Raw genomic sequence first — 12,550 nt, forward strand, 5'->3', positions numbered from 1 at the left:
TTAACCTTTGCCCCAAGGCGAGGCAAGTGAACCCTTCGTCTAAACCCAGCAAGGGGCCATGCCGGTTCGGTCATGGGGCCATGCCCGCAGGTCAAGCCCCCGTCGGCGCCGTGTCCCGCAGCGGCTGCGCCAGATAGTCGTCGGACCCCATTTCGATCAACCGCGACACCGTGCGCTGAAACTCGAACGCGGTCTTGTCATCGTGCCCCAATTGCTCGATCGGCACGGCAAAGCTGGCGCCCAGCTTCACCCCGCGATCATAGAGATTGTCGATCAGCAGGATGAAGCGCTTGGAAGCGTCGCTGCGGGTGCGGTCGAACTGCGGAATATCATCGATCAGCATGGTGTCGAAGGCATGCGCCAGCCGGAAAAAATCGCGCACGCCCAGTGGTTTTTCGCAGAGATCGGCAAAACCGAACCGCGCGGCGCCCATCGCGGACAGCGGCACCGGGATCGCGCGCCCGAGGCTTTCCACCGTTGCTGGCCTGCCTGGGACGCCGCCGGTCACCCGGCTCCACAGTCCGTCCATCCGCGCCTTTTTCTCGGGTCCGGTGAAGTACACCTCCTGCCCCGCAAATTTCTCGCGCCGGTAATCCCGCGCCGCCGGCAGCGCCGCCACGGTGGTGTTCTGCTTCAGCAACTCGATGAAGGGCAGAAACAGATGCCGGTTCAGCCCATCCTTGTAGAGCCCGTCGGGCGCCACATTGGAGGTCGCAACCAGCACCACGCCCCTGGCGAACAGCTTTTCGAACAGCCGCTGCAGCAGCATGGCATTGGTGATGTCATGGACATGGAATTCATCAAGGCACAGCAGACGCACCGATTTGAGGATCGGCTTGACCACCGCCTCGATCGGATCGCCATCATCGCCCTTGGCTTTGGCCTTCTTGCGGAAGCTGGCGATGCCGGCGTGAATTTCGTCCATGAACTCGTGGAAATGCACCCGGCGCTTTTTCGGCTCGTCGACCACCGAAAAGAACAGGTCCATCAGCATGGTCTTGCCGCGTCCGACCTCGCCGAACAGGTAGGCGCCCGTCACCGGCGCCTTGGGCTCGAACAGCTTGGTCAGAAATCCACCAGCGCCGCGGCTCTCGCTCAGTGCTGCAGCAACGCCATCGAGCAGGCCCGCGGCCTCCAGTTGTGCCGGGTCAGCCACCAAAGCCCCGCTTGCCGTCAGCGCCGCATAAGCCGCGCTAACCGGACCAGGTTCAATTTCAGAAATGGATTCAAGCATCTTTGATGGGCGCTACGCTGGGTTGGGCTTCAGGTCAGGCCGAGCCGAAAATGGCTGGTGTCGAGCACCGGAGCGGAGCGTACCTTAGGGTACGTGAGCACCGGCGCACAGAGACCTGCCGTTTACAGGCCGGCATCACCTGAAGATCAGCCTAGCGGATGAGGGAGATGCCTTGGCCGCCCGAGGTCGTCCCAATATAGCCGCCGCCGTTTTTGGCGACCGCCGCGACCATGGTGTTGTTCTCGTCAAAGATCTGCACCTGGTTGCCAACCTGCTGCCAGGAGGCAACGGTGGCCAGGCCCGGCAGGGCGCAGCCCGGCGCCGACGCGCGGTACTTGGTGGTGCCGGTCTTGGCGGTCAGCGGCAGGTTGAGACGGCACTGGGTAGCGCCGGACAATACAGTCCACGCGCCTTCCGGCCCGGTACCGATGGCCCCGGCAGCCGGCTGGGCCAGCGGATCGAGCGACACGAACGAGCTGTTGGTATTGGCTGCGGCCACCTGGGTGCTGGCGCCCAATGTCGGCAAAGTACCGGTGGCGCTGGCGTTCATCGACGGATTGGCAGCAACGCCACCCAACATCGGCTGGCCCATCAGGCCCGGGGCCGGTGTCCCCTGCACGCCAATTGCCGGCAAGGAATTAGTCGCCACGATCGATGTGGCGACCGGGCTCAATTGCTGGGGTGCCCGAATAGTGTTGATCGGTGGCTGCGACCCTGCGCATCCGGCCAGCAACACTGCGGTTGCCGCAAAACCTGCAACGGAAAATGCGCCGCGCGTCCAAACCGTCATGGGTCTGCTCCTGTGCCCTAAGGCTTAATAAATGGTAAATCCGCATCCGGCTTATAGCCAAAGCCTCGTGCCGGATCAATTGCCACAATTGCATAAGCCATCACCACCAGTAATGTGGCAGCTTTAGGTACAGTTCCGGCCAAAACCGCAAATGACGCGGGATTGTTCGACTAGCCAAGCATCTAGCGCAACAGATCCTCGGCCAGAAGGCGCGCGTCGGCGGCCTCTTCTTCGGGCACCAGCACTGGCGTGCCCTTGTCGCCAAACAACCCGTTCAACCCCGGCAGGCCACCATCCCCCGTCTCCGCCGGATGAAACCCATGCGCCTTGAGCGCCGTAATCAACACCCGCACCATGGACGGGTCCTCAACCTGGGCGATGGTTTCAAGCATTTGCGCACCTTCTTGCCGATTTCTGTATGGGCACTCGCGATGCGCCGAGATTTTGGCTCAAGCGCGGCACAAAATTTCAGTCGACACCCTCCCCCTGGCGGGGAGGGATCAAGGGTGGGGGTGGGCAAGCCCAGATATCGAGGCTCTCAACACCCCCTCCCAACCTCCCCGTCGCGGGGGAGGTGCCGGGCCGGTGTACGCGGAATCCGCGACGATACCTAAGCCGCCTTGCGTTCCACCATCATCTTCTTGATCTCGGCAATCGCCTTGGCTGGGTTCAGCCCCTTCGGGCAAACCTTGGCGCAGTTCATGATGGTGTGGCAGCGATAGAGCTTGAACGGATCTTCCAGATCATCGAGCCGCTCGGTCTGGGTCTGGTCGCGCGAATCGATCAGCCAGCGATAGGCCTGCAGCAGCGCCGCCGGACCAAGATACTTCTCGCCATTCCACCAATAACTCGGGCACGAGGTCGAGCAGCAGGCGCACAGGATACACTCGTACAGACCATCCAGCTTGGCGCGCTGCGGCACCGTCTGGGTCCATTCCTTGGCCGGGGTCGGCGAGGTAGTCTTCAGCCATGGCTCGATGGCGCGGTGCTGGGCGTAGAAATTGGACAGGTCCGGCACCAGGTCCTTCACCACCGGCATATGCGGCAGCGGGTAGATCTTGATCGGCCCGCTCGAGTCATCCATGCCCTTGGTGCAGGCCAGGGTGTTGAGCCCGTTGATGTTCATCGAGCACGACCCGCAGATGCCCTCGCGGCAGGAGCGACGCAGCGTCAGGGTGGGATCGACCTTGTTCTTGATCCATAGCAGGCCATCCAGAATCATCGGGCCGCAATCGCTGGTATCGACAAAATAGGTGTCGATGCGCGGATTGTCCTCGGTATCGGGATTGTAGCGATAGATATGATATTCGCGCAGCGATTTCGCCCCGGCCGGCTTGGGCCAGGTCTTGCCCTTTTGCGGGCGCGAATTCTTGGGGAGCAGCAGCTCAACCATGCGGCGTTCCTTTTGCGTAAAATCTAGTAATTCGGCTTGCAGATCTGGTTGGACTTGGCGACGTAGTTGTTCCACTCGCGCTGCACATCATCAGGCGCATTGCCTGCGCCCTTCATGCCGGCAATCACATAGCCCATCATCCGCTCGTCGATCAGCTTGGGCGCTGCCTCGACCTTGCAGGCACACAGCGCTTCATCATGGCTGATCGACAGGCACACTTTTTTGAACTCGGCCTTCTGCGTGTCCGTCACCGGCGCCGCATAGCCACCCGTGACGGCCAGCCCCGCCAGCAGCAATCCAACAACCATAGCTTTCATCGCAATTCCTTCCGGATCACCAGCTTGAGGCCAGACCAGACCTCGTCCACGGCACACACTTTGACGTCCACCAGCCCGATCGGCAAAATCACCGCGCGGATCACATCCTCGGTAATATCGGTCAGCACCTTGCTGGCCTGCTTCGGCCAGGAAATCCAGATCATCCCGTCGCGTGTGATCGCATCCATCATCAGCTGCGCCAGCGCCTCAAGCACCGCCCGCGCCGCCGTGAACAGATGGATCACATCATAGCCGCGCCCCGCCGCACCGAACTGATCGGCGCCGATCCGCAAAACCTCGGCAAACTCCCGCGCCGAAGCCAGCGACACTTGCGCCACCGGCAAATCCACAAACAGCAGCCTCTGCCCATCCTTCAGGCCCAACTTCTGCGCCAGTGGCGTGCCAGAATAGCCGGTCGGATCACTCATTGCCCGACGGCCCTTTGATAGACCAGGTCATCGATCGGCTCGGCCACCGATGTGGAATTGACCCAGGCGCAATTGCGCAGCGCCACCTGTCTGCGCGGCTCGAGCTGCACGTCACAATTGGTCAGCAGCCCGTCAAAATCGCGCCACAACTTTTCATCCTTGAACGCGTAGCGCCCCTCCGCGGACGAGCATTCGGTAAGGTCGTTGTGGGTGCTGCAATCGAGCACAGTCACTGCGCCCGACAGTCCACCATCAAGACACATCTGACTTGAAGCGCCCAGCGTCGTATCGGTCCAGGTCCAGCAGCCCTGCATGCCACGGGCGATTTCGGCCTCGCTCACGGGCGCAGCCATGGCCGGAGCCATCCCTGCCATCCCGATCATCAGTGCCAATCCCGCGCCTGCCCGCATCTCAGTAAACGCGTGCCTTCGGCGCAATCTTCTTCAGATCGATGCCGCCATCTTCATACTTGGTCAGCGGATCGACATGCACCGGACGATAGCCCAGCGTCACCGCGCCGGTATCGGTATTAATCCAGCTCAGCGAATGCTTGCGCCACACCACGTCGTCGCGGCTGGGGAAATCCTCGCGCGCATGGGCGCCGCGGCTTTCATGCCGGGCTTCGGCCGAAACCACCGTGACCATCGCATTGGCCATCAGGTTTTCTAGCTCCAGCGTTTCGACCAGGTCAGAATTCCAGATCAGCGAGCGGTCCGAAACCTTGACGTCCGGCAGGTGCGCGTAAATCTCGCTCATTCGCTTGACGCCCGACTGCAGGGTTTCCCCGGTGCGGAACACGGCGGCGTCTTCCTGCATGGTAATCTGCATGGCGTGGCGGATATCGGCGGTCGGCTTGGAGCCATTGGCGTTCCGCAAGCGGTCAAACCGCGCCATGATCCTGGCGTCCTGGCTGGCATTGATCGCCGGGATCGGCGCGTTGCGGTCCATGGTCGCCCCGGCGCGCAAGGCGGCGGCACGGCCAAACACCACAAGGTCAGTCAGCGAGTTCGAGCCCAGCCGGTTGGCGCCATGCACCGAGGCGCAGGCCGCTTCGCCCACCGCCATCAGGCCGGGCACCACGCGATCGGGTTCGGCCTCGGTCGGGTTCAGCACTTCGCCATGATAATTGGCCGGGATGCCACCCATATTGTAATGCACTGTCGGCAATACCGGGATCGGCTCGCGGGTCAGGTCGACACCGGCAAAAATCTTGGCACTTTCGGTAATCCCCGGCAGGCGTTCGTGCAGCACTTTTGGATCAAGGTGATCGAGGTGCAGATGGATATGGTCCTTCTTCGGCCCGACGCCACGCCCCTCGCGGATTTCCAGCGTCATGCAGCGCGAAACGACGTCGCGCGATGCCAGATCCTTGGCATTGGGTGCATAGCGCTCCATGAAGCGCTCGCCTTCCGAATTGGTCAGATAGCCGCCTTCGCCGCGCGCCCCTTCGGTGATCAACACCCCGGCGCCGTAAATCCCTGTCGGATGAAACTGCACGAATTCCATGTCCTGCAGCGGCAGGCCGGCGCGGGCCACCATGCCATTGCCGTCGCCGGTGCAGGTATGGGCCGAAGTCGCCGAGAAATACGAACGGCCATAGCCGCCGGTGGCCAAAACCGTCGTCTTGGCGCGGAAGCGGTGGATGGTGCCATCGTCGAGCTTCCAGGCGATCACGCCCTGGCAGGAGCCATCGTCGCCCATGATCAGGTCGAGCGCGAAATACTCGATGAAGAACTGCGCATTGTTGCGCAGGCTCTGGCCGTAGAGCGTGTGCAAAATCGCATGTCCTGTGCGGTCGGCGGCGGCGCAGGTGCGCTGCACCGGGGGGCCATCGCCAAATTCGGTCATGTGGCCGCCAAACGGGCGCTGGTAGATCTTGCCCTCTTCGGTGCGCGAGAACGGCACGCCGTAATGTTCCAGTTCATAAATGGCGGCCGGCGCTTCGCGCGCCAGATATTCCATCGCGTCATTATCGCCCAGCCAGTCCGACCCCTTGACGGTATCGTACATGTGCCACTGCCACGAATCCGGCCCCATATTGGACAGCGATGCGGCAATGCCGCCCTGCGCCGCTACGGTATGGCTGCGGGTCGGGAACACCTTGGTAATACAGGCAGTGTTGAAACCCTGTTCGGCCATGCCCAAAGTCGCGCGCAGGCCCGCGCCACCGGCGCCGACCACCACCACGTCGAATTCATGGTCGATGATGTCGTATTGAGCCATCAGGCTTAACCCCAGAAGACGAGCTTGAGAATGGAGACGACGCCGAGAACGGCGATGGCGATGCAGAACAGCGTGTTGAGCATCATGGCGAGCCGATAGACTCGCCCGGCAACGTAGTCTTCCAGCACATCGCGCATGCCGTTGCGCATGTGGACGGTGACGATGGCAAGCAGCACCGCCAACGGAATGCCGACGTACCAGTTGCCGACCAGCCCGACCACATCGGCCCGGTCATGCCCGGCCAGCCTGACCACGATGAACACCAGCAGGCCGATGAACAGCACATTGATGGCGCCGGTCAGCCGTTGGGTGATGAAATGTCGGGTCGAGGCTTTGGCGTCGCCATAATGGGTCTTGGGATTGGCAATGATGTCTTTGGTAATCACCTGTTCGCGCATCAATGCACCCACACAAAAACCGTCCACACCAGAAGCGTCAGGACAACTGACCCGGCCAGATTGGCCCAGGCCAGCGCCTCGCGCTGCCCCGGCTCCATGCCCTGGATGAAATCCCAGACGAAATGACGCAGGCCACCCAGCATGTGGTGAAACAGGCTCCAGGTATAGCCGAACAGCACCAGCTGGCCGAACCAGCTGCCATAGATGCCATTGACCAGATCGAGCGGACCCGGCCCGGCAGCGGCCGCCGCCAGCCACAAGACCAGCAGCGCCGAGCCGACATAATTGGCAATGCCAGTGGCCCGATGCACGATCGACATCGTCATCGTGATGGTCCAGCGATAGATTTGCAGATGGGGAGACAGAGGGCGGGGATGAACCGGCATAAGGCCTCGCTGTGGCGCGGAACTATGCCGCTACAGTTTGGAATGGTTCGAGACTTCTAGCCCCGGCAAGCCGATCAGTCAAAGCCACAAACCGCCACAGCTGCATATACTTTGGGTGGCACGCCTGCATGACACGCACTGGCAATTGCGCCCGATCTTGATCATACCTCCACCAGCAAGCCGGTGGAGCGCCAAGATGGACGAACGCGTCAGAATTCTGGAAACCCAAACCCTCTCCGATGATTGGGCGACCCTGAACAAGGTGACCTTCGCGCTGCAACGTCGCGACGGCACCTGGCAAACCATGAGTCGCGAAAGCTACGATCGTGGCCATGCCGCCGCCATGCTGCTGCTCGATCCGGCCACCGGCACGGTCGCGCTGACCCGCCAGTTCCGCTATCCCGTCTATGCCAGTGGCGATCCGGCCTGGCTGATCGAAGTCTGCGCCGGCCTGCTCGATGGCGAACAGCCTGTCGAGGCGATCATGCGCGAGGCACTCGAAGAAACCGGCTACCGCCCCACTGCGGTCGAGCATGCCTTCGACGCCTATATGAGCCCCGGCTCGGTGACCGAAAAACTCTCCCATTTCATCGGCCACTATACCTCCGGCCAGCGCGAAACCACCGGCGGTGGCCTGCACGACGAAGGCGAAGACATTGAAGTGCTGGAACTGCCGCTCAAGCAGGCCCTCGCCATGATCAAAACCGGCGAAATCGTCGACGCCAAAACCATCGCGCTATTGTACTGGGCAGCGCTTAACCGGCCTGAAGCACTCAAATGAGTTTCTAAGGAAGTTTCAGTCGGCACCCTCCCCCTTGCGGGGAGGGATCAAGGGTGGGGGTGGGAAGCCCCGATATTGTGGCTCCGAACACCCTCCTCCTAACCTCCCCCGTCAAGGGGAGGTACAGACTGGTACTTGTACCACCTTAGAAATCCACCAGTTTCTTGTCCGGATCATAGGGCTGTTCCGCCGCCACCCGCGTCACCGCCTGCCCGGCCTTCATTTTTTTGTTGTGGCCGTCATAGGCATAGGTCGGTCCGCCATGCAGCTGCCAGCCCTCGGACAGCGCCTTGGTCACCCGATGGCAGAAGGCGGCGTCGTCCTCGCCGGTCAGAAACCTGTAGATCAGCATGCACACCCCCAATGTGACGCCCGCATAGCGTCCGTCTTGATCTTGGCAGCTCTTACCGCTAATCGAAAGGCATGCACAGGTTTCCATCACATCTGTTGGCTGGCTACTCCAATTTCATGGCCGGGCTCTATGCCCGCGAGGAAAATCATTATCGAAGCCTGGCCAAGGACGGCCAGAACCCGACGACGATGATTATCGCCTGTTGCGACAGCCGCGCTGCCCCAGAAACCATCTTCGATGCCGGTCCGGGCGAATTGTTCGTGTTGCGCAATGTCGCCAATCTGGTGCCGCTTTACGCTCCCGATGCGGGCCAGCACGGCACCTCCGCCGCCATTGAATTCGCGGTCAAGGCGTTGGGCATCAAGAACATAGTGGTCATGGGCCATGGCCGCTGCGGTGGCATCAAGGCGGCGCTCGATCCCGATTCGTCCCCGCTCGACGCCGGCGATTTCATCGGCAAGTGGATGGCCATGCTCGGCCCGGTTTCAGCGCAGGTCGCCACCAATAGCTGGATGACCGCCGCTGAGCGCCAGACCGCGCTGGAGCGCATCTCGATCCGCAACTCGATCGGCAATCTGCGCACCTTCCCCTATGTGGCGGACATGGAAACCGACGGCAAACTGGCGGTACACGGTGCCTGGTTCGATATCTCGACCGGCGAGCTGTGGGTCATGGACAATGACAGCGGCGATTTCATCCGCCCCGAAGTTTGATCCTGTCGCCTGCCCGGCAATGGCCTGATTGTTTCCCCCAATGGCCCTTTTTGCGGCCCGTGCGGAACACATTTCGCCGCTATCCATTGTCCCACGGGCCGCACGAGAGTGGCCCGTCGGCCTCGGGCTAACCCGGAACCGCTTTTCTCGCTAACATGGAGCTATACCCCATGAAGAAGATCATCCTTTCGTCCCTCGTGCTGCTTGGCCTGTCCACGGCCGCCTTCGCTCAGGCTGCCACCGATTTCGCATCGGTCGATGCCGATGCCAGCGGCGGCTTGAGCCTTGTCGAAGTGCAGGCCGCCTGGCCTGACGCGGCCCAGGACCAGTTCGTCAAGGCCGATGCCGACGCCAATGGCGAACTGTCAGCCGAAGAATATGCGACGCTGACCGCACAGTAAGCGGCCCAGCAGCGCAGAAGGCCACCCCAGGACCTCCGGGGTGGCCTTTTCTATGCCAATTCATGCGCCGGTGATCGGGGATATATCCTTGGCCCGGCCGCGCCACAGCGTCACCACCAGCCCGGCGATCACCAGCAATCCTCCCGCTATTTCGATCGGCGCAATGGCTTCGCCCAGCACAAAGTGCCCCGAAAGCAGCCCGGTGATCGGCACCAGCAGCGTAAACGGCGCCACCGTACTGGCCGGATGTTTTCCCAACAGCCAGCTCCAGATCGAGGCGCACAACAGCGTTGCCGGATAGGCCAGAAACGCGATCAGCGCCGCATCGCGCCAGTCAAACCCCAGCAGCGCCGCCTGCACCACCTGCGGCCCTTCGATCAGCAATGACAATCCAAGCAACGGGATCGGCGCGGCCAGCGCACCCCACACCGTAAACGCCACCGCATCGACCTTGCCCGCCATCTTGGTCAGCACATTCGCCACGCCCCAGCTCAACGCTGCCAATAGTGTCAACCCGAACGGCAGCAAAGCCGCGCCGCCCAACCGGCTCGACGCGATCACCGCAATGCCGGCAAAGGCGATGACCGCACCCCCTGCCTGAAACTTGCTCGGCCGCTCACCCAGCAATATCCAGGCCAGTGCCATGGTGAAAAACGCCTGCGTCTGCAGCACCAGCGAACTCAGCCCCGCCGGCATGCCCCAGGCCAGCGACAGGTTCAAAAACACATAAAGCGCCACGCCCAGCGCCAGCCCGAACCCCACCACCAGCCAGAACTTGGCTTTCGGCGGCCTGACGAAAAACACCGCCGGGATCGCCGCGCAGGCAAACCGCAGCCCGGCCGACAGAATCGGCGGCAAGGCGGTGATGCTCAGTTTGATGACAACGAAATTGAAGCCCCAGATCGCCACCACCAGCAGCGCCAGCAGCACATGGCGAACCGGCATCAGCGCGCTCCCACTGGGCGAAACCGGGTCAGCAGGCGCGGCCCGAATACATTGACCACCAGCCCGGCAAAGATCAGCACGCTGCCGATGATTTCGAGCCCACTGACGGTTTCACCCAGAAAGATCATGCCGCCGGCAAAGCCCGAAATCGGCACCAGCAGCGCAAACGGCACCACCATGCTGGCCGGATAGCGTCCAAACAGGATCGCCCAGCTGCCATAGCCGAACAACGTCGAGCCATAGGCGATGAACAGGACCGAGCCGATCGCGAGCGGACTGATCTGCCCCAGCGCCGCAATCGCCCCCGGACCCTCGAAAATCAGCGACAGGATCAGCATCGGGATCGGCGGGATCAGACTGCCCCAGACCACGAAGCCCAGCATATCCACCTTGCCGGCCCGCTTGGTGGCAATATTGGAAATACTCCACGAAAACGCCGCCACCAGCGTCAGCAGCAGCGGCATCAGCACCGCGCCACCCAGGTGATCGGCGCCGATCACCGCAAGCCCGACCAAAGCCACCAGCGCCCCACCGATCTGGAACCAGCTCGGCCGTTCCCTGAGGAACAGCACCGCCAGACCCATGGTGAAAAACACCTGCATCTGCATCACCAGCGAGGCCAGCCCGGCCGGCATCCCCAGCTTGATCGCGGTGAACAGAAAGCTGAACTGCAACACGCCCACGGTCAGCCCGTAAAACCCCAGCAGGGCCCAGCTGACCGCCGGCTTCCTGATGAAGAAAATCGCGGGGATAACACAGCCGAGGTAGCGCAACGCCGTCAACAGATACGGCGAAACATCAACCAGCGCCCACTTGATGGCGACAAAATTCAGACCCCAGACAATGACGACAAGCAAAGCCAGGCCGATATCGCGCAGGGACATGATTTTTCCATCAGGCTGCAAGCAGCCAAAAACGCCGTACCTTCTCCCGTAAGGGGAGAAGGGCAGATGGCAGGAAGCCTAAGCCGCCTTCTTGACCATCAGCTTGCGCTCGATCAGCGTCTCGGCGATCTGGATGGCATTCAACGCTGCGCCCTTGCGCAGATTGTCCGACACCACCCAGATGTTGAGCCCGTTTTCGATCGTGGAATCCTCGCGGATGCGCGACACGAAGGTGTCGTATTCGCCCACCGCTTCAACCGGGGTCGCATAGCCACCCGGCTCGCGCTTGTCGATCACCGCAATCCCCGGCGCATCGCGCAGGATATCGCGCGCTTCATCAGGTGAAATCGGGTTTTCGAACTCGATATTGACCGCTTCCGAATGGCCCACGAACACCGGCACGCGCACGGCGGTGCAGGTCACCTTGATCTTGGGATCGAGGATCTTCTTGGTTTCCGCCATGACCTTCCATTCTTCCTTGGTCGAGCCGTCTTCCATGAAGACGTCGATATGGGGAATGACGTTGAAGGCGATCTGCTTAGGGAACTTGTTGCCAGTGCCCGGGCTGTCATTGACGAAAATGCCCTTGGTCTGGTTCCACAGTTCGTCGACGCCTTCCTTGCCGGCGCCGGACACCGACTGGTAGGTCGAGACGACGACGCGCTTGATCTTGGCAAAGTCATGCAGGGGCTTCAGCGCCACCACCAGCTGGGCCGTCGAGCAGTTTGGATTGGCGATGATATTGGTGCGCTTGGGATTGGCCATGAAGGCGTCCAGCACATGCGCATTCACTTCCGGCACCACCAGCGGCACATCCGAATGGTAGCGCCAGAAGCTGGAATTATCGATCACGATAATGCCCATCGCGCCCAGCTTTGGCGCCCATTCCTTGGAAATGGTCGAGCCGGCCGACATGATGGCAAAATCCACGCCCTTGAAGTCGTAGTCGTCAAGGTTCTTGGCCTTGAGGATCTTGTCGCCAAAGCTGATCTCGCGGCCGGTCGAGCGCGAGGACGCCAGGGCAATGACTTCGTCCGCCGGAAACTTGCGTTCCGCCAGAATATTGAGAACTTCCCGGCCCACATTGCCCGTGGCACCGATGACTGCGACGCGATAACCCATTTGGAACTCCAGTCCCTTACCAATTTTTCGCCCCCGCGCATGTCACACATGCGGCCCATCCGGGTTCAGCCTCTCCCCGTCGGGAGACGACCCGGGGAAAAGCGTCAGGCGGTTTTGGTAGTTTTGGCGGCGAACGCAGCAGCGCCACGCGGAACATCGGTCCCGGTGGTGAGCATCTTGGCG

General features: G+C 61.6%; 17 protein-coding genes. 3 read left to right on the forward strand and 14 right to left on the reverse strand.

The window, feature by feature from the left end:
* Nucleotides 1–91: 91 nt before the first annotated feature.
* The 10 genes from zapE to sdhC form a co-directional block, all read right to left on the reverse strand.
* Nucleotides 92–1,234, reverse strand: coding sequence for a cell division protein ZapE (gene zapE / locus ABIT12_RS09955; RefSeq protein ID WP_348045447.1), 1,143 nt, complete (start codon nucleotides 1,232–1,234; stop codon nucleotides 92–94).
* A 151-nt stretch (nucleotides 1,235–1,385) separates the two neighbouring features.
* A complete protein-coding gene (locus tag ABIT12_RS09960) occupies nucleotides 1,386–2,024 on the reverse strand; it encodes an AprI/Inh family metalloprotease inhibitor (protein ID WP_348045449.1) in 639 nt (212 codons plus the stop codon).
* A gap of 182 nt (nucleotides 2,025–2,206) precedes the next feature.
* Nucleotides 2,207–2,416: a hypothetical protein gene (locus ABIT12_RS09965; RefSeq protein ID WP_348045451.1), complete on the reverse strand. Its 210-nt coding sequence runs from the start codon at nucleotides 2,414–2,416 to the stop codon at nucleotides 2,207–2,209.
* A gap of 218 nt (nucleotides 2,417–2,634) precedes the next feature.
* A complete protein-coding gene (locus ABIT12_RS09970; RefSeq protein ID WP_348045453.1) occupies nucleotides 2,635–3,417 on the reverse strand; it encodes a succinate dehydrogenase iron-sulfur subunit in 783 nt (260 codons plus the stop codon).
* 23 nt (nucleotides 3,418–3,440) lie between these two features.
* Nucleotides 3,441–3,734 (reverse strand): hypothetical protein, encoded by a 294-nt coding sequence (locus tag ABIT12_RS09975; protein ID WP_348045455.1) that lies wholly within the window; start codon nucleotides 3,732–3,734, stop codon nucleotides 3,441–3,443.
* Nucleotides 3,731–4,162 (reverse strand): DUF3052 domain-containing protein, encoded by a 432-nt coding sequence (locus tag ABIT12_RS09980; RefSeq protein WP_348045457.1) that lies wholly within the window; start codon nucleotides 4,160–4,162, stop codon nucleotides 3,731–3,733. Before ABIT12_RS09980 ends, ABIT12_RS09975 begins: the two co-directional genes overlap by 4 nt.
* A complete protein-coding gene (locus ABIT12_RS09985; protein ID WP_348045459.1) occupies nucleotides 4,159–4,515 on the reverse strand; it encodes a hypothetical protein in 357 nt (118 codons plus the stop codon). The genes ABIT12_RS09980 and ABIT12_RS09985 overlap by 4 nt, the downstream gene beginning before the upstream one ends.
* A gap of 58 nt (nucleotides 4,516–4,573) precedes the next feature.
* The gene (gene sdhA, locus ABIT12_RS09990; protein WP_348045461.1) at nucleotides 4,574–6,385 is read right to left on the reverse strand and encodes a succinate dehydrogenase flavoprotein subunit; all 1,812 of its coding nucleotides are present in this window, start codon (nucleotides 6,383–6,385) and stop codon (nucleotides 4,574–4,576) included.
* A gap of 5 nt (nucleotides 6,386–6,390) precedes the next feature.
* Nucleotides 6,391–6,783, reverse strand: a complete 393-nt coding sequence (gene sdhD / locus ABIT12_RS09995) for a succinate dehydrogenase, hydrophobic membrane anchor protein (protein ID WP_348045466.1) — start codon at nucleotides 6,781–6,783, stop codon at nucleotides 6,391–6,393.
* Entirely contained in the window at nucleotides 6,783–7,169 is a 387-nt protein-coding gene (gene sdhC / locus ABIT12_RS10000) for a succinate dehydrogenase, cytochrome b556 subunit (protein ID WP_348045468.1), read from the reverse strand. Before sdhC ends, sdhD begins: the two co-directional genes overlap by 1 nt.
* A gap of 196 nt (nucleotides 7,170–7,365) precedes the next feature.
* On the opposite strand from sdhC, the gene ABIT12_RS10005 reads away from it, so the two are divergent.
* Nucleotides 7,366–7,950, forward strand: coding sequence for an NUDIX domain-containing protein (locus ABIT12_RS10005; RefSeq protein ID WP_348045470.1), 585 nt, complete (start codon nucleotides 7,366–7,368; stop codon nucleotides 7,948–7,950).
* 145 nt (nucleotides 7,951–8,095) lie between these two features.
* Here ABIT12_RS10005 and ABIT12_RS10010 read toward each other — a convergent pair whose 3' ends face one another.
* Nucleotides 8,096–8,302: a DUF1737 domain-containing protein gene (locus ABIT12_RS10010; RefSeq protein WP_348045472.1), complete on the reverse strand. Its 207-nt coding sequence runs from the start codon at nucleotides 8,300–8,302 to the stop codon at nucleotides 8,096–8,098.
* 71 nt (nucleotides 8,303–8,373) lie between these two features.
* Between ABIT12_RS10010 and ABIT12_RS10015 the strand changes: the two genes are divergently transcribed.
* The gene (locus ABIT12_RS10015; RefSeq protein ID WP_348045474.1) at nucleotides 8,374–9,015 is read left to right on the forward strand and encodes a carbonic anhydrase; all 642 of its coding nucleotides are present in this window, start codon (nucleotides 8,374–8,376) and stop codon (nucleotides 9,013–9,015) included.
* A gap of 170 nt (nucleotides 9,016–9,185) precedes the next feature.
* On the forward strand, nucleotides 9,186–9,416 hold the full coding sequence (locus ABIT12_RS10020) for a hypothetical protein (protein ID WP_348045476.1): 231 nt from the start codon (nucleotides 9,186–9,188) through the stop codon (nucleotides 9,414–9,416).
* Nucleotides 9,417–9,476: 60 nt separating this feature from the next.
* On the opposite strand, the gene ABIT12_RS10025 is transcribed toward ABIT12_RS10020, so the two are convergent.
* The 3 genes from ABIT12_RS10025 to ABIT12_RS10035 form a co-directional block, all read right to left on the reverse strand.
* On the reverse strand, nucleotides 9,477–10,361 hold the full coding sequence (locus ABIT12_RS10025; RefSeq protein WP_348045478.1) for an EamA family transporter: 885 nt from the start codon (nucleotides 10,359–10,361) through the stop codon (nucleotides 9,477–9,479).
* Nucleotides 10,361–11,245, reverse strand: coding sequence for an EamA family transporter (locus ABIT12_RS10030; RefSeq protein WP_348045480.1), 885 nt, complete (start codon nucleotides 11,243–11,245; stop codon nucleotides 10,361–10,363). The genes ABIT12_RS10025 and ABIT12_RS10030 overlap by 1 nt, the downstream gene beginning before the upstream one ends.
* Before the next feature lie 78 nt (nucleotides 11,246–11,323).
* On the reverse strand, nucleotides 11,324–12,367 hold the full coding sequence (locus ABIT12_RS10035) for an aspartate-semialdehyde dehydrogenase (protein ID WP_348045481.1): 1,044 nt from the start codon (nucleotides 12,365–12,367) through the stop codon (nucleotides 11,324–11,326).
* Between the last annotated feature and the right edge of the window lie 183 nt (nucleotides 12,368–12,550).

Source organism: Devosia sp., from assembly GCF_039927955.1.
In the GTDB taxonomy this organism is placed as follows: Bacteria; Pseudomonadota; Alphaproteobacteria; order Rhizobiales; family Devosiaceae; genus Devosia.